Below are 17,554 nucleotides of genomic sequence, written 5' to 3'. Positions count from 1 at the left end.
ATGAAAGTAAAAGTCAGTTTTTCAATTAGTCAGAATAGTCCTCGCGCTTCTGATAACCTTAGTAATGAGTCTTTTGCGGTAATTAAAGCTCTTAGTCCTAGAGAGGGTAAGAATCCCAATTATCATATTGTTGAATTGTATGAAGATGACCCCAACCTGATAGAGATACTCAGGCTTGTTAAGCAAGAGACGGGTATGGTGCCATACATGGGCGATCAAGCGAATCCACCCGGCACATTCTACATGCCCAGACTACGTATGTACAGCGCGCAGGATCTAGCTGGAGCGGAATACCTCTCTCTTGAAGGCACTATTGATAAGATCGCTACCATTTGTGAAAACGCTGACATCGAGTCTTACGTAGTTGATATCATCGAAGATTATGAGCCCAAACGCCGTATCGGGCCGATTGATGTCGGATATTATCTCGCAGTTAGCGAGGAAGTAGCCGAGTTATTGCGTTCGGAAGATTTAATTGGATTAGAGTTGGTTGATTTGCCAACCAATAAGCCTTTACCAACCAACCAGAGCGCTGTGTTGGGGTTGTCGAGCAGCATCACGCTTCCTCGAATGCTGAATACCGTCATCGAGATGGAAGGCGATCCATTTCCTGGTGATCCAGCAACTTGGGAAGGGGCGGATGAAAAAGCTGGTTGTTTTATTAGCGATGGCGCTTACGGGCCAGTTATTGTGCGCTATGACGCAAAAGAACTAAGCAAGCTTCCTTTTGATATTGCTTTAAGCTACGAAGCCTTTGGTCGATATCGACGCGAAGCTTCGCATTATCGCATTATCTCCCAGCGCTTTTACCAAGTCTTGCGAAAGCATAAATTGGACAAGAAGCTCAAGTTTTCTCCGGTTCGCTTGGAGTAGTATTTGAAAGGTTATTCGAACGTTTGTCTTTTGATTGTATTTGAAATGTCTTTCTAAGAGCGCATCTGAAGGTATAGTGCCTGGTGGGTGCAAATTTACGCCGCACAGGATGAACAAGCTGATTGACAGCCTTTTACGAAACTCTAGAAAATTGTGCCTTGAAGACGCAAGCACGAATAATTCTGGCAACTTTGGCTGGTTGGATGAACCGAAAACAACAGGATGTCATTGAATATCTGCTCGAGGAAAATCGAGTTCTCAAGCAACAGTTCGACGCCACAGGTAAGAAACTCGATCTGAACGATTGCCAGCGCCGCAGTCTCGCCGAAAAGGCCAAAAAGCTCGGGAAAGATCAGCTCGAAAAATACGCCAATTTAGTGACGCCAAAAACCCTGCTCGCATGGCATCGCCGTGGTGGGTGCAAAGTTACGGCGCACTCAATGAACAAGCTGATTGACAGCCTTTTACGAAACTCTACAAAATGCTGCCTTGAAGACGCAAGCACGAATGATTCTGGCAACTTTAGCTGGTTGGATGAACCGAAAACAACAGGATGTCATTGAGTATCTGCTCGAGGAGAATCGAGTGCTCAAACAGCAATTCGACGCCACAGGTAAGAAACTCGATCTGAACGATTGCCAGCGTCGTAGTCTCGCGGAAAAAGCCAAGAAACTGGGTAAGGATCAGCTCGAAAAATACGCCAACCTGGTCACGCCGAAGACCTTAATGGCGTGGCACCGACGCCTGATCGCACTCAAATATACGGCCAAGCGCACGGTTAATACCGAAGGACAGAAGCGCATGCAAGTCATCCGTCAGCTGTGCATCAAATTCGCCCAGGAAAACGACCATTGGGGCTACGGGCGCATCCAAGGCGCGTTGGCCAATCTTGGCTACGAAGTCTGCGAATCAACCGTTGGTAACATCCTCCGGCAAAATGGCATACTTCCCTCCCCTGAACGCGCTAAGCGCAAGCAGTGGAAACGGTTCATGCGAAACCAACTATCAGTCATCTCCGCCGCTGATTTCTTCACGACCGAGGTCTGGACGCCACACGGACTGGTTCGCTATCTGAGCTTTTTCGTGATCAATATTGCCAAGCGCGAGGTGCAAGTTGTGCACACTGGTTGCCAGGTCAACGGCGAGGTCATGTGCAACTTGGCCCGAGAGCTGACCAACGACTTCGATGGGTTGCTTGGCGGCATGAAATATTTGGTCGTCGACAACGATCCGCTCTACACTCCTGCCTTCATAGAGATCATCGAGAAGTCAGGCGTGAAAGTGGTTCCGACAATGAGAGGCTGTCCTGAGCAAAACGGCTACGCGGAAAGCTTCGTCAAGTGCATCAAACGCGAGTGCCTTAACCACTTCATCTTCTTGGGCGAGAACTCGCTGCGGAGGGCTATTTCTGAGTATATGAAGCATTTTTACCATGAACGCAACCATCAGGGTCTGGACAATCTCATCCCATTCCCCTACTCGCCCGCTAAGCCCGATCAATCCTCAGAGATTCGTAAATTTGAGCGGCTCGGCGGCCTCTTAAATTACTACTACCGAGACAACGGAAAGGAGGAACTAAAAGCAGCCTAAAAATCCACAGTAGATTGTTCCGATTTTCTATTTTATGAAACTTATCTCCTCAGGTCAGACCTGTGGGGATGCAAACCGAATTCCCCTGTTTAAAGGGGTAAAAAGCAGCGATTCGAGACAAAGCGGCTCAAAAATCGCCAATTTTATTTTCGCAAACACTTCCCCATAGGTGGACCTATGAGGACAAACAAAGTACGAAAATTCTGCATAGCGGTTAGTATATCTATCCCCATAGGCCTACCGCGATCACGGTAGAGGCACTGCATCCCGGATAAATTGCGCAGTGGGACCACTCTTATTGTCAGCGCGTGCGATATATTGCAATAAACCTCTCTGCTCCAAGTCATTAAGAAGCAAACTGGTCTGTTTTACTTTGAGCGATTTCATCGGCAGTCGGCAGGGCCCCAAATCTAATCCGGTGTAAGACATAGCGGCTTTTATCGCGGATAACCCACCATGCTTAATCATAACGTCAATCAGCTCTGCGGATTGTCGTTGCAATTGCACAGCAGTTCCATGATCAGCTTCGGCAAAAGCACTGATGATCCGACTGTAGAGTGGCGCGGCAAAGTTGTATGTGCTCCCTACGGCTGAAGTTGCCCCTAATGCCAGTGCTGAAAGGAGTGCTTCATCTCGCCCAAAACTTATATCGTATCTTGCATCGCATGCATCGCGACAAAGTTGAAAATCGAGCAGATCTTCATAGGTAAATTTAATGCCGCTTAAGTTCGGAACGCGATCACATGCGCACTCAAGCATTTGACGCATAGGTAAGTTGACGCCAGATATACTGGGAATGTGATAATAGTAAAAGGGCAGAAGAGTTGCCTTTGCTATATCTGCTATCCAATTAACCAGCGTATCTATATCGGATATTGGCCAACGACTGCATGGCATCGCTGCAATTGCTTCTGCGCCAGTTTCAGCCGCGTGGACTGCGAGCTCTCTTGACTCTTTGGCTGAGGCATGGCCTATGTGGGCGATAATTTGCAATTCACCCTTTGCAGCGCTAACCCATGCCTGAAGCACCTGCTGACGTTCATAGATGCTTAATGACCCTCCCTCACCGGTAGTTCCGCAGATGAAAATGCCGTTTACGCCTATTTCCTTAAGGTAAGCTGCGTATTCCGGTATAATTGCTAGATTAAGTTCACCATCCGCGTGAAACGGTGTAAATGGGGCCGCAATGAGTCCATCCAGTTTAAATGCGCATGGATTGTTATCGTATGTTTTCATGTCGAATACTCGAGGATTGTTTGTAATATAAAAACCTTCTCAATAGTTACGCGATAGTAGGGGCAATAAAAAACGCCTGCCAGTCAGCAAGCGTTTTGCAAAACCGGATGATCAAACCTGAAGAGCTTAGCGATTCCTTCTTTTTAAAGCGACAATAGTCAGGAGAGACAGGGAGCCAAGTAATAGGGCATAGGTAGTCGGTTCTGGGATCGCAGCAGCTTCACTAAAAGTAGTCGCTACAACGATATTGGATAGAACGCCGCCTACTTGGTCCTGTCTGATTTGATAGCTTCCTACAGTATTGAGGCTTGCGGCTCCGCTTCGAGTGTAGGCGTGGTAAATCGTGTTGTCTCCTTCAGTGCTACTAATCGGGTCAACGTAAATGGTGTAGCCCGCAGTGGCCCCGGAACCAGCAGCAGTGTACGCCATTACCACACGGTAGTCCTGATTGAAGTTTAGGTCTATTGTTCCGTATTCTTGACCGCCAAATGCTCCAGTTCGGCCACCTAGCAAATAGTCACCAGTGCTTACGCCATCTGTTTTGACATAAACTCTTCCTGCACTGGAATCTGTCGTATTGTTTGAGCTAAACGATGTAAAAAATGTTCCTGCACTAGATACGCTAGAGAGGTTCATGGTAAAACCCAAATAGAGGGTTGTGTCGCTAAAAGTATCACCATTCAGGAAATTAACTGATGTATTTTCCCCTGTTGTGGTTAAAGTTAGTGTGTTGTTGGAGACATTTAAGGGATTGGCAACGGAGCCAAACTGAACCCAAGTCTGACCTTGGGGCGTTGATTGCCCGACCAGTGCGCCATCGGCATTGCTGCCGAACCCGCTAACCAGTGTGGTCGCGTTAACAAGCGGCGTGACGATTGAAAAGGCAAGTAACGGAAGAATGAGTCGATTATCCATTTTTGAATGTGGTTGCTATGGGTAAGTATTAGGGGTTTTTGTTTGTATTCATTATGACATTTCCAGGATCGGAGTCAAATGAATATGCCTATAGATATATTATATATTGGCTGATCTTTCAAGGATATTGTTCTCAATTAGCTTATGGGATGCTGAAGCTCTTTAAGAGTTGGAAAACTGCCCAATTCAGAACGAAGAAAGCTGATTTGGATGACTTGACGCATTTGGTGATCCACAAATAAATGCAAAGTATCGCCAATGCAAATAAGGTCTGCATATGAAAGCATTGGCGTGGCAGAGCCCCAGCCTGTTAACTTTTCGGGAGTGCATGCGTTTACCGCCAGGAAGCGAGGCTCCGACCATGTGCGGCTCCCATCAGTCGACAACGAAAACCAAAGTTCAGAGCGAATTTCCTGAGAAAAAATTAAATTATCGATGACGTCAGGTTTATCCTTATTGTGAATGAAGGCTATCAATGTGCTGCCGCCATCGAGCGTGAATACCATTGGAGGTGCATCCAGATGCTTTAGCGGTGTGCTTTGGAACTCAGTCCAACTCATTCCATCATCAATGCTTCTGGATTGCCATAAGTGGCCTTCGGGTGTTCTGGCGATGAGTAATATCTGCCCATCGGACAGCACTATAGGCCGCGCTTCATCCATGCGGCTATGGCCGGGGCATTGCCATCCTTTAGTGTCTGGCAAAAGCGTCCAGGATTCCCCCTGGTCTTCGCTTCTGAGCAGGAACTGCTCAGTTATTACACTTTCATCTCCCTCTTGGTTTCTGCTCCATTTAGCTCGATGAGTTCCTAATAGCCATGTCCCGCTAGGTGTTTCACACATACGCATTGCGGACATGCCCTGGAAGTCAGGGCAATTAAGTGGTCTGATTAAGCGAACATCATCCCATTCTTTGCTCTGATCGTTGAAGCGACGAAAACCGATCGGGGCATTTTCTTCACCTTGATAGTGGCCGATCATCGGTTCTGTACCAAAAACATAAAACTCACCTGTCCGTTGTGAAATAAATGGGATTGGCGCGTGGAGCGAATAAGGGCATTGCCAAGGCAATACTGGATCTGACCACGATAGACCCTGATCTTTCGATACGTGCAGAAGCATTTTATTCTTGGCTTGATTGCTTCCTCTCCACGCATAGTGCATTCCGCCGGCGGCATGCATAAGCAGGATGTCTCCATTCTGGCTAAGGATACTGCGAGGGTGGCATGCGTATTCGCCTAGATAAATACGCTTAGCTTGCGCGTTTCTTGCGGTGACGACACCAAGTTCTGCATCTAGCTGTAGCTCAGAAGGCAGCGAGTTCGTCGAAAACTTCAATCGACCGATTCGGATATCGGGCTCGAGCTGTATCGCAATATTCTGATTGGTTAGGGGTAACACTGAATTCAGGCTTGTTATCGGGTGATTCCTAGGTAACGCAGCTCCCAATCGATATCCTCTGCACCAACATCGACTGAAAGATTTTCATTGTCATCTGCAAACGTACCAGAGCCGTTATTTAAAACGATACGCGAGGTTGATTCAGATCGATTACCTTCAACCTTCAGTCTCGATACGTGATCATACACTGCGCTGGTTTGATACCCCGAAAAGTCATTGTCGGACAGCTCGAAATTGCTCCCGCCGATAAGACAGATTGCAGCAGACCAATGCAACCATTCCGGCCTGCGATGCTTCAAGCGAAGTTTGCTCATTTCAACGTCTTCACTAAAGTGATTGCCTCGTATTACAATCTGATCCATTGCACTCGAGGAAGGTCTTGGCACAATGATATAGCCAAATATCGCAGCACCTCCTGTCCCAATAAAGTGATTATTCTCAATACGAACATCGCGAGGTGCCGGGCCCTGCATTTCATGCCTTGCACCTGCTGTCAGCAAGATTCCCGAATAAGAGGACGCCTCCACCTCACAGTCGCGAAATACGACTTTATTTGTCGAGAATACGGCAGCACGAGCTAACATACCTTTAAATGTACAATTCGAGACTTCTACCTCCGCCAAGTAGAGTTCGCTGCTAACCCAATCTCTCTTACTCACTCCTGCCGGCAAAGGATCAGAAAACTTTACCAAGAAACGCTTTGCACCAGAATTCCAGTACGCTTCAGTTACCTGTGCTTTTCCAATATGCTCAAGCGATTCAGCGCGCCAAAAGTTTAATACTTCACCTTTACGAGGAGTCGGACCTTGCCACCCCCGATTACGGTCAAAAATCATTTCAACAGTATGACTATCAATCAATCTGTAGACGTTTCGCATTTTGGCATATACATTAAGAGCATCATCCCCCACCGCTTGAAAGTGGCAGTCGTTCATTTTCACTTTACCACGCATATGACTTAGGTGCACTGCATCCTTCGTGACAGAGATCAATCGTCCACTACCCTCCGGCGGCTTAACATTGAATCTATTCAAACTAAAATCACCGCTCATCGACGCCAGAATTCCCATGCCCGCAAAGGAATGAACCGTAACATCCTCAAAGCTGACATCATCTGAATTGATGATGTGAAAAGCGGAGCCACCATAACCATAAAACCGCATAACAATACGATGACCAGGCATCACGGATTCCAGTTCGTGCAAGTCTCGAAATCTATCCTCGTTCTCAGTGCTTGAAATTTTCTTAAAGTTAACCTGATACCGATTATCTGCCAACGGAGTGATTGATTTGATCGCCGAACTATAGAGGTCGATGTTCGCTAGGAATAGACCTTCATCTGGATCACAGTCGACAATGGATTCAACATGCTGTCCATCTGGCAAAGGAAACTTGGGATCGATCTCCAGCTCAATACGCCCATCTCCATCAAAAGAAAGAATACGGCCCTGAGCCGCCATCGGCAACTCACAGTCAATGCGGAAGTTTTTAAAATGCAGATTTTTGCAATCTCTCACATCGAAAAACTTCATATTTGAAGGATCTCCCTTAATCAGCAAGGTCGCCCCCTGCCCGTCCAAGGTAATATCGGAGGAACCTACTATTTCTAAAATACTACGAGCACCGCCCAAGCCTTCCGTGGAAAAGCGCAGCTTTCCCTCAGGTAAAAGTAGAACGCGGTCACCCTTCAAACCATCGCATGCCTTAAGCGCACGCCGCAAGGCCATTGTGTTATCTGCTGAATCCACACTCACGCCATAATCGGTGGCCAGAATTTCACTGTGATGCTGGGCCTCTACCGATCCTGAAAAAAACGCAAATAATGCAATTGCTAAGGATAAACGTAGTGCCAAGTTTTGTGCCAAAATCAAAATGTTCACAACTAATATAAATATAAATTCTGACTTATTTGGAGATGCGATACTTTCCAGTAGAAATGCGAATTGATTTCATTTGCCCATCGAAAAAATAAGCCTTATTTTCAGCACCACTATGCCTCCCAACAAATAACTCAGAGTCATTCTTGAGTGAACCGGTCAAGCCATTCCCCTCTGTGATTAAATCACCGTCAAGGTAGAGTTCCATCCCGCCATCAGCCCTGCGAGCAATCGCAACTTCGCTCCACTCATTCAGTGGGATGGACTCTCGTGACTTCAAAACTTTTGCTGGCATCCCCTCTGCCGCAATAACGAATACCAGCCGTCCATTAGTATCGATGGCCAACGACCAGCCATGATAATTCCCAGAGCGAGCTCTTTTCATAATTATCTGACGTGCAGTTTGCTCTGTGGGTGCGTATTCAGTTGGGTAGACTGAAACTTCAACAGCAAATGCCTCACCATCACCAAAATCATATGGGCCATCACTTGAGCCATAGAGTGAAGATCGTTGCTCGCTATTAAACTTCAAGGACGTCACGTTCCCGGAACGTATGGTAAACGGACCATAATCGAACTCACTTTGCCTTAAAGCTGGCGCACCATCCGAAGATTCAACTTCCAGGATGACTTCATCAGCCGGGAGATTGGTAAAATCCCACTCAGCAACCGGCTTTGCCAAGATCAAATTCCCCGTGAAAATCATGCACGCAATAAATCCTGTTTTTAACATAATAATTTTTCTCCAAATTTTATTTTTTGTTTCTCCAAGGCAAAACATCGCTGAAAACCTCCTCTTCAGATAACACACGCGCGCTACCGTCTAGGAAAAGCATCTGCACTTGATCATCGTGGCGGAAAGATAACCTCGGGCTGCCGCTCAGGGGTGGAAGAGTGCTTTGATCAGTGGCAAAATACCAGGAACCGACAGTCGCTCCACTATCACCGACCTGCTCGCAGTCAGCCAAAATAGGCGTCTCCGATGGATTCAACAATTCAGCCATAAGCATTGAATTCGCGCCATTATCTGCTTTGCGGACTGGGCCACGAATTTGATGATAGGCAATGCCATAGTCACCACGGCGATTATGCTCATCAAGACGTGGGCACATAAACACCTCGGCGGCACTAACACGAGAACCATTAACGATTTCATCATGATCCACATATTGTGCTATTCTCGTGTGCCAGGCAGAATCAAGATCCCAACTACCCGATTCGCTGTCCACACCAACAAGTGGAGGAAGCCGATTGTGCTCATTGCAATAAAGTTGAAGGGCAGTAAAAACCTGTCGCTTATTACTCAGCGAAGAAGCAGAATGAGCCTTCGCTACCACCCCAGACACAACTGGTATAATAATTGCGGCTAAAATCGCAACAACCGCGATCACAGCCAACAATTCCACTAGAGTAAATCCAGTCAACTTCTTACCTGAAGGATTGCATTCGGCATTCAATGACAAGGGTGGAATTGAGCAATTGAGATTTTTCATTTTGGGTAAGCTAGGGTAATAAGAAAATCCTCTGATATATCACCAGGTGTGTCAAATCGTTTTTTACCTACGCTGTAAATTTCATATCTAAATAAATTTGTGGCAGATACGAAATTGGCTTTCTCGGCTGTAAAACTTCAAAGTTTAGATTTTGCGTCCAGCTACGATGTCGTTTTTCCATTTATTCTTCATCCATGTTTATGAGGTCAGGCGTGCGTCTTCTGAGCTGTGGACGCTCAACTTCATCGAAAATGCCATACGCCTCTCGGCCCTTGGCAAAAAGAACTTCCTGTTCATCGGACATCCCGATGCCGGACAACGCTCCGCCATCATCTACTCCATCGTGGTCTCCTGCCAGCGCCACGGCGTCAACCCCTTCGATTACCTCCAAGATGTCCTGAGTCGCCTACCCAGGATGACCAACCAGGTCGATATCGGCATACTCACACCATCGAAATGGTCGTTACCAACCACGTGACCTCACAGCATCAATCATTGGTAAATGACGTCACCTCATGGATCCATATGAAGTCACGTCATTGCCAAATAAAGTCATACCTACCCAACAACACTCCGCGTCAATAGGGCCGAGCGCCGGACGTTTACTTTGCTCCTGAAAACAGGGAGGGTTGGTGGTCGAGAAACTGTTCATGGCGCATTTTACTTTGTCCCGGCATGTAGTTGACATGCTCTCGGCTATGGTTGGCCTGTAGGTTCATTTCTTTGAAGAAATGGCCTAAGCTTGGTGCCGGAGTGTCTCTCCCTCCACTAGCTTGCCATCAATCATGAGCGTCATGGGAATTTCAGGAACGCCGCATTCTCGACGATGCAGAAGATCGACCAGAAACTCGATGGCACGGGCACCAATCAACCGGGAATTCTCCAATATGCCAGAGCAGTTCTGACTTTGTTCCTGGATGGTAATAATCGCCAAGCCCAATGTTTCTGGGATTTGCTCGCCGATGCTCAATAACCACTTTTTGGCGTGCCTCTGTTCAGTCACCACGACATCCGGGCGATATCGCTTCAACCATTGAGCCAATCCCTCCGGGGTAATCTGCGGTTTGGTATGTATCGGCAGGCGATCTTTAACTTTTAAAGATTGCTGTGCCCCCCAAAACGCCGACGACCAGTTATGAATGGTGCGCTGATCGCTTTGTGTAGAAAGCGCGAGGCCGGGCCTTTGATATCCAAGGTCCAAAATATGTCGCATCAGTCGGGTCATGGATTTTGCTTGATGAGAAACCACGGTGTGTAGTTCTGGCGATTGCAGACTGTGCCCAAAGGTCACGGCGGAGAACTGCGAAAAATCGAAATCCAGGCATGTATTTGGACCTGCTTGCGGTGCTAATAAGATACCGGGTATATTCCGCGCCCACAAGAGAGACGCTAATCGTTTGCCCGACATCCCGTCTTTCTGTAACTGATGCTCCTCAAGCTGATAACCAAGCTCTTTGGCCCGATCGATGGCGCCAAGATAGTATTCATTATAAAACGCAGGTAATCGCTTCCATTGTTCGTTATCCGGATCATTCACCAGCCAAGCAAGCGTTGCCTGGTATTTGGCAGAAGTCGAACGTTTGCGGTAAGTGGAAAGCGCAGTAAGGTGAGGGTCGGGTCGGTAGCCTAATTCATTGGCGACTTTCTGGACGCGCTTGCGTGTTGCTTTGGAAACACGTGGATTATCCGCCAAAGCCATAGATACCGTTGCCTGCGTCAGTTGGGTCAGCTTCGCGATTTCTTTCTGGGTGGGTCTATGGTCGAACATCAAGCAATAGCCTAGCAAGTTTAGCCGGAAGCTCAAGATTCTGATACACTGAAACCCACCTTTCAAGACAGGTCCGGACGAACGTGCCCGTTGTCTTAGGGGACAATGTAGATGCTATTGACGCCCGCAGATTCCGTTTGCAGTGGTATGTCTTGCTGCAGACAAACCTCCCAGAAGTTATCCATGGTCATTCGTGGGCGTTCTTTATCGATTATCCAATAGACTGCTTTCCAGGCGCGATGTGCATTGGATGTGCCATTCATCTCACTTTGGTCGCCTGCTTGGGCAGAAATACTGTTGTTATCAATGTAAAGGTCATTCGGACTAACGAAAGATCCAGAAGTGAAACTGCGAAACGCACCGTCGTCCTGTCTGAATTGCTTTAACTGATTCGTGGCAAATTTAACTACGTTGACCAGTTCTTGTTCCGTTGGCTTTTGGCCAGTTTGTCGGGATAAGTAGAAAAGCATGTCGCAAGCATTTCTGATGAAAAATATTTTGTCTATGTCCGGATCACTGGTAAACCATTCGCCTATTGTGGTCTGGAGTTTATCTGCTCGGGGAACCGGGCGGCCCGAATTCTTGCAGAAACTGACAAATTTGAATGCCCCGGAAATGCGAACTTGCGGATCGCCACCACCGATCAATCCGGTGTCAGGCTCTTGTATTGCGCTGACATAGCGGATGGCCTCGTTAATGAGCGCATTGCGCAATTTCGGGGGCAGAGCGTTGATCAGTCGGCTTTGCGATGAGAGGTTATCCAGCGCCGTCCAGGAATAATCCCACGGGCGCTTGTCCAACCATAAACGAAAGGCTTCAACGGAAGCCAGATGCGGCGGCGCATCGGCTACTTCCTGTTTTGAAAGCGTTGCATCGTTGGGCACAATGTAGATGTTCTTAGTCTTGCCGGTGCGGGTTTCGTTTGTGTCTTGGATTTGTTTGGAAGCATCCCGTAGTGAAGGGTTTTCGTCATCACTAGATTTGGTTGTTGCTGATTTCCGAGCTTGACCAGGCAGTGGATAAAGCGGTTCGCTACCCAACATTTCCAATGAGCCAACCGAAAATGAGAGGGCTCTCCCTAGCACACGCTGATTGTCCCACATGTCAGGATAATCCGGATCTACAAAGTAACCCGTTTGCGGATCTTGGCGGCTTTGAAAATAGTGGATCATCTTCTCTTTAGCATGGGTAGGCATTGTCTCCAGCAGACCGGTGTTTTTAAGGATGATGATGGCAAAGAAAGTCGATTGGATGTCCGGACCATACTCTCCGGGTTCCTTGCCTTCCTTTAGGCCGATTGATTCATAAAAGCCGCCGCTTTCTGGATCATAAAGCTGCGCCATCCATGGGAGTACCTCTGCATAAAGCGCATCCAATTCACGAAGTGCAGCATTCAGCTCTTCACTGTCTTTTTCAGCATGCAAGGCCGGAAGCACAATCAGCAGTGGTAGGAGATAGAGCTGTAAGCAACGAAATGAAATCATTTATTACGCTTTCTCATGCTGATTGGTCAGTTGTGTTTCTGTTAGCGGGAAAGGATAGGACGTATAGAAAGCAAATCGATGCTCATGGCCTGGTCGACGCCTTCATTATCCTCATCCACCCAACGGAACCAGATGCTTTGGCCGGATCGTATTCTAAGTCCTTTGATTTTGGCGGACACATCGGTGCTCGGTACGCCGGTGGTAATCGTAAGGCCCACATGGTCACTTGATCCAGAGTCCTGTAAGCTCTCGAAACTCAGGTCATCGACGGTTGTCCAGTTACCAGAATCGAGCGTTGTGGCGTCGGTGGAATATTGAAAAGTGAGCTTATCCTTACCGCCGGAATTATGCTGCCATTGTTGACCGACGTAGCTGACGTTAAACCCAGTGATGACTGAGCCTGTTTCATTGCCCAATTCCAGTCCAATCGCGGTAAATCCGGCATTGGAGGATGCCCTAATCGTCCCAAAAGATGCGTCAGATCCATTAGGGCGAAACAGAAATATACCGGGCGCTCCTGACTGATTGTTTCCATTCGAAGCCTTGTATTCCGCAGGTGTCTGTTCATCGACAATGGCGTACCAGCCAACGACCGTTGCATTGTCGGTCCATGGTTTGCTGCCAGCCGAATTGATCTCTGTCTCATTGCTGACGCCATAATTATCTTCCTTGAAAGGTTGATAATATTCTGAGTCTTCCTTAAAAACGACTTTAGCTGGTGAAACGCTCGCGAAAGCTAGTGTCAAACAGGATAGGAATATTGCGGGTTTATACATCGTTGTCTTTGGTTGATTAATTATGGGCTCAGGCCATGAGTTGGTAATTTTCTTGGGTGACCGGATAAAGCGGTGATTCTCCACGGAGATAGCGTTGGCATTCGGTGATCGCGAGGCGCCCCATACGGCGACACTCCCGACCCATTGATCCTGCAATGTGGGGCGTTAGCAGCACATTGGGCATAGTAAACAAAGGCGAGCCATTTTCGAGTGGTTCAGTTTCCGTTACATCCAAAATAGCAAGTAAATCCGGGCGTTTGTGTAGGGCTCTGATCATCGCCGGTTCATCGACGATGGCCCCGCGTGCGGTATTAATAAATGTCGCGCCGCTCGGCATTAGATTGAAATGCCCCTCCTTGACTAGCTGCAATGTTGCATCGAGTTTTGGCGCATGAAGACTGACGACATCACACTCCGCAAATAGTTGTTCAAGGCCAACCTTTCGCGCACCCAACTCAGCCATTTTCGATTCACTGATGCATGGGTCGTAAGCCAGCACCTCCACATCAAGCTGTTGAAGCCTTTCGCACACCATTTGCCCAATGGCACCCAAGGCAATGAGCCCGACCTTGGTGCCGTCGAAACAACCCGGAATATCGAGTGCTTGCGTCCATGCTCGCTCTGACTTGAGCTTGAAGACATATTGCCAGGTGCGCTTCAGAGACATGATGATTTGAGCAAACGTGAACTCTGCCACCGGCTTCGCGTTGGCATAGTATGCGCTGGTTACCGTGATGTCTCTTTCCCAAAGGGAATCGGTGACAAATCCCTTCACCGTCCCAGCGCCATAAAAGATAGCTTTCAAGCGAGGCATCCGCTCTAGCAAGTCTTGATCAAACTTCGGAGCGCCCCATCCCGAAAATACGCATTCCACCTGCTCTAATTCGGTGTTGGGCACATCGGCTAGGCATACTGGGGCAGGAGCAATGTCCAGTAAGTGATTAATTACTGCCCGCTCTTCATCACCGTAAATGAGCGGGAAAGAATTACTTCTAATCAGATAAATACCTCGGGGTTTTTTCATTAAGCTACAGCGAATATATTAAGGCTCGTGTGAAGGACAATCCTAGTGGTGTGAGTTTGCTCAACGGCTAGCGACGCCCGCTAGAGCGACTTGCGTGCGCCATAAAGCGATTCGCTTTGTTTTTGAAAACGCGTTAATCGTCAAAACATTCTGCTCTGGGGTGTTCATGCGGGTAAGAGGACAAGCTACATCAAGAACATATGCTCTCATTGTCCGGCATCTCTCGCAAGTCCTTCGGGAGTCTATACATATAAACAACAGCGAGATCGAATTTTGCACACATGCTACTTTTAAATAGCAGCGAGCACCTAGAAGCAGTCGCCATTCGGCTTAAAAGCACTAATGGCTTCACATCATTTCACTGACTCACGAGTCCTTTTATCATCATGAATTTACGTTGTGATCACGATCTTACGCTCCCGTTATGGGGACCGTATTCTAAAGAGTATTTTGGCGTTAGTCATATCGCCGATCAGCAGTTGGGCATGCGATTCGATCTGTCTTTTGTACCCGGCCGTTTCCGGGGTGAGTTTTTCACGGCCCAGGCTATTCGACCTTCCGGCTGGCTGCCATGGTCGGCAAATGAAGGTCTTCGCAATTACAGCTATCGGCAGCAGATCGTCTGGAAGGATCAAGTCTATGCTCAGATAAGCTTTGCGCCTGGCGCGGATGGGGCTCAGATGAAGGTGGAATTGGTTAACCAGACAAGACACACTGAGTGCTTGTCTCTGCATCTGTGTGCTCGCCTTTCAACGCCCGTATCTTCTCAAACCGGCAAAGCGATATCGTATGTGCAGGCGGTTTTGCCAAGTAACTGTGAGTGGGTCGACGGGCTGGCCTATCATGATCTTGTTCTGAAATCTCCAACAGTCTATTCGGGGCTCAACTATGACGCGGTTCTGAGTGGCGAAACTCAGGTCAACAATTCAACGAATGGCTTTGCCCTGAGCTTCGGTGGTAACCGTAGTGATCGTGTTTCTTATGTCATCCCGGAGCATGCACAGGAGTGCCTGATCCGTTGTCGCGGAGCCGGCAATCAGCCGTGCGAGATAATCATTACCGTAGGCCAATGCTCAACCAGGCGTTCGCTTCCCGTTGGAGCTTTCACGCTCCTTTCGCTAGCCATACCAAGCGGTGCGACTTATATTACTTTCCGTAGCACTAATCATCAGCCATTGGAAATTGATGGCCTGGCTTTTGAACAGTCCAACTTTTCGCACGAGGTGAGTTTTGAGGCATTACATCCTCAGACCCATCCACGTTTGGTTAAGAGCAAGCAGGGGCTCACCTTGCACTATCAAGAACAAAGCTATGTTTTATCCTGGAGTGATTCTGGCGCATGGATACGTGAGGTCCTGTGTGACGACTTGGAGGATGGCGTATTGCGCACGTTGCATGAGCACACTCAGGATGTTGTCGATGCCGGTGGCGATGGCCACATGACGGACATATTTTTCGGCCCCATTAATGTAGCTCCACAGAGTAGTCGCATGCTCTCCTTCGATGTTGCCCAACTGGATAAAGTGACTGACGTGCCGGCGGTCAAAGACCTGTCACCGTCGAAGACATACATTGATTTCAATGATTGTCCGAAAGAAATCCGCTTTGGTCAGGAGCGGCTGCAGGCTGTTGTCATGACAAATATCGTCTTTCCAATTCGTAATCAAGGTCGCTGGATTCGACATCTTACACCGGGGCGGTGGTGGGATTCATTGTATACTTGGGACAGTGGATGCATCGGGCTAGGGATCGCCACTATTGATAGGCAGCGCGCGGTCGATTGCCTGCTTGCTTATTTGACTGAGGCGGGCGACAAGCAAGCTGCGTTTGTTCATCATGGATCGATGGTGCCAACGCAATTTTTTCTGGCGCTGGAGTTGTGGAACAAAACGCAGGATCGAACATTTCTGGAAGTTGTCTGGCCACGACTCCTTCAATATTACGAATACTTCATCGGGTTGTCGCCAGGTTCAACCATGAGTCCATTTACCTCGGGTTTACTCAGGCCTTGGGATTACTTTTATAATTCCGGCGGTTGGGATGATTATCCGCCACAGAAAATGCTAGCTGAGTTCACGAAGCGGCGGAATCGCGTTGCGCCGTGTATTACAACGGCGATGGCGATCCGCTGCGCCAAAATAATGGCTATGTTCGCAGAGATTTTGAATCTGGACACAACGCCATTTCTCCAAAATAGCAGTCGCTTGACGGATGCCCTGCAGGCATATGCCTGGGATGAGACGTCGGCTTTTTTTGGCTACGTTGAACACGACGATCAGGGGCAGGTATTGAATATTTTGAGAACTGAATCAGGCGAAAACTTCAATCGTGGAATGGATGGCTTGAGTCCGCTGTTGGCTGATGCAGTGACACCAGAGCAGGCAGATCGGCTATGGCGGACCTTGTTAGACGCCAATCGCTTTATGAACCCATTGGGCTTATCGGCGGTGGATCGGCAAGCCTCCTACTATCGGCAGGATGGATACTGGAATGGTAGTGTTTGGATGCCCTATCAGTGGTTCTTTTGGAAGGCGCTTCTTGACTATGGAATGCTCGATCAAGCGCAGCAACTCGCAACTCGCGTACTGAAGATGTACGGTTTGGAAACAAAGGAACGCTATGCTTGCTGGGAGCACTTCATGGTTGAGAGCGAGCGCGGCGCAGGCTGGCACCATTTTGGCGGTCTCTCAGCGCCACTTCTGAATTTATTTGAGGCGCATTATAAGCCGGGGACGGTTACGGGTGGGCATAATTGCTGCCTGCTGGAACAGGACTGGAGTCCTGATTTTAAAGTAGGCTCACTTCGCTTGAGTTATCATGGCGCGATTGAGCAAGAGCGTGCTTTGCTCATCGTTGTGCCGCAAAATTTCAAATACCAAGTTTCTATTGATGGTCAGCCACATGGCTATAATCAAATACTCTCGGGCTGCCTCGCCATCACCAGACAATGGCATCAATCAGTAACTCAAATCAAATTACGTGTCGATTGATCGCTTCGATGAGACGAGATCATTTTTCTGAAATGGACGTTATTATGATGAGCGCGGATTCCAACATCTAGCGAATAAAAGTGCGGATGGCTCCAATAGGCTTGAGCATGGCGGTTTCCTACAACCAA

Annotated in this window: 15 protein-coding genes; 5 read left to right on the top strand and 10 right to left on the bottom strand. The window is 48.0% G+C overall.

The genetic code is table 11. The features are described from left to right. From RBB62_RS15625 to RBB62_RS15615, 3 genes are all read left to right on the top strand, one after another. Complete coding sequence (locus RBB62_RS15625) at positions 1–873, top strand: hypothetical protein (protein ID WP_309399956.1); 873 nt, start codon at positions 1–3, stop codon at positions 871–873. Positions 874–1,076: 203 nt separating this feature from the next. Beyond that, a complete protein-coding gene (locus tag RBB62_RS15620) occupies positions 1,077–1,436 on the top strand; it encodes a hypothetical protein (RefSeq protein ID WP_309399955.1) in 360 nt (119 codons plus the stop codon). Next, a complete protein-coding gene (locus RBB62_RS15615) occupies positions 1,408–2,463 on the top strand; it encodes an integrase core domain-containing protein (RefSeq protein WP_309399954.1) in 1,056 nt (351 codons plus the stop codon). Before RBB62_RS15620 ends, RBB62_RS15615 begins: the two co-directional genes overlap by 29 nt. A 246-nt stretch (positions 2,464–2,709) precedes the next feature. Here the strand turns inward: RBB62_RS15615 and RBB62_RS15610 are convergent, their stop codons facing one another. The 6 genes from RBB62_RS15610 to RBB62_RS15585 form a co-directional block, all read right to left on the bottom strand. Continuing rightward, positions 2,710–3,699, bottom strand: coding sequence for a dihydrodipicolinate synthase family protein (locus RBB62_RS15610; RefSeq protein ID WP_309399953.1), 990 nt, complete (start codon positions 3,697–3,699; stop codon positions 2,710–2,712). A gap of 126 nt (positions 3,700–3,825) precedes the next feature. Then, on the bottom strand, positions 3,826–4,614 hold the full coding sequence (locus RBB62_RS15605) for a PEP-CTERM sorting domain-containing protein (RefSeq protein ID WP_309399951.1): 789 nt from the start codon (positions 4,612–4,614) through the stop codon (positions 3,826–3,828). A 137-nt stretch (positions 4,615–4,751) separates the two neighbouring features. Then, the gene (locus RBB62_RS15600; RefSeq protein WP_309399950.1) at positions 4,752–6,014 is read right to left on the bottom strand and encodes a sialidase family protein; all 1,263 of its coding nucleotides are present in this window, start codon (positions 6,012–6,014) and stop codon (positions 4,752–4,754) included. Between the two features lie 14 nt (positions 6,015–6,028). Then, a complete protein-coding gene (locus RBB62_RS15595) occupies positions 6,029–7,894 on the bottom strand; it encodes a right-handed parallel beta-helix repeat-containing protein (RefSeq protein WP_309399949.1) in 1,866 nt (621 codons plus the stop codon). A 25-nt stretch (positions 7,895–7,919) separates the two neighbouring features. Then, positions 7,920–8,672: a LamG domain-containing protein gene (locus RBB62_RS15590; RefSeq protein WP_309399948.1), complete on the bottom strand. Its 753-nt coding sequence runs from the start codon at positions 8,670–8,672 to the stop codon at positions 7,920–7,922. Continuing rightward, the gene (locus RBB62_RS15585; RefSeq protein WP_309399946.1) at positions 8,644–9,384 is read right to left on the bottom strand and encodes a prepilin-type N-terminal cleavage/methylation domain-containing protein; all 741 of its coding nucleotides are present in this window, start codon (positions 9,382–9,384) and stop codon (positions 8,644–8,646) included. Before RBB62_RS15585 ends, RBB62_RS15590 begins: the two co-directional genes overlap by 29 nt. Positions 9,385–9,535: 151 nt before the next feature. Here RBB62_RS15585 and RBB62_RS15580 point away from each other — a divergent pair, with 151 nt between their 5' ends. After that, positions 9,536–9,862: a transposase domain-containing protein gene (locus RBB62_RS15580; protein WP_309399945.1), complete on the top strand. Its 327-nt coding sequence runs from the start codon at positions 9,536–9,538 to the stop codon at positions 9,860–9,862. A 258-nt stretch (positions 9,863–10,120) separates the two neighbouring features. Here RBB62_RS15580 and RBB62_RS15575 read toward each other — a convergent pair whose 3' ends face one another. The 4 genes from RBB62_RS15575 to RBB62_RS15560 form a co-directional block, all read right to left on the bottom strand. Further along, positions 10,121–11,152, bottom strand: a complete 1,032-nt coding sequence (locus RBB62_RS15575; RefSeq protein ID WP_309399944.1) for a LacI family DNA-binding transcriptional regulator — start codon at positions 11,150–11,152, stop codon at positions 10,121–10,123. A gap of 95 nt (positions 11,153–11,247) precedes the next feature. Continuing rightward, positions 11,248–12,636, bottom strand: coding sequence for a hypothetical protein (locus tag RBB62_RS15570; RefSeq protein WP_309399943.1), 1,389 nt, complete (start codon positions 12,634–12,636; stop codon positions 11,248–11,250). Positions 12,637–12,677: 41 nt separating this feature from the next. Then, positions 12,678–13,382 (bottom strand): hypothetical protein, encoded by a 705-nt coding sequence (locus RBB62_RS15565; protein ID WP_309399942.1) that lies wholly within the window; start codon positions 13,380–13,382, stop codon positions 12,678–12,680. Between the two features lie 58 nt (positions 13,383–13,440). Continuing rightward, complete coding sequence (locus RBB62_RS15560; RefSeq protein WP_309380312.1) at positions 13,441–14,436, bottom strand: hydroxyacid dehydrogenase; 996 nt, start codon at positions 14,434–14,436, stop codon at positions 13,441–13,443. 386 nt (positions 14,437–14,822) lie between these two features. Here RBB62_RS15560 and RBB62_RS15555 point away from each other — a divergent pair, with 386 nt between their 5' ends. Beyond that, positions 14,823–17,426, top strand: coding sequence for an MGH1-like glycoside hydrolase domain-containing protein (locus tag RBB62_RS15555; protein WP_309399941.1), 2,604 nt, complete (start codon positions 14,823–14,825; stop codon positions 17,424–17,426). The last annotated feature ends 128 nt before the right edge of the window (positions 17,427–17,554 follow it).

The organism is Cerasicoccus maritimus, from assembly GCA_031296935.1.
GTDB lineage: Bacteria > Verrucomicrobiota > Verrucomicrobiia > Opitutales > Cerasicoccaceae > Cerasicoccus > Cerasicoccus maritimus.
This window is presented reverse-complemented; position numbering and strand designations above follow the sequence as displayed.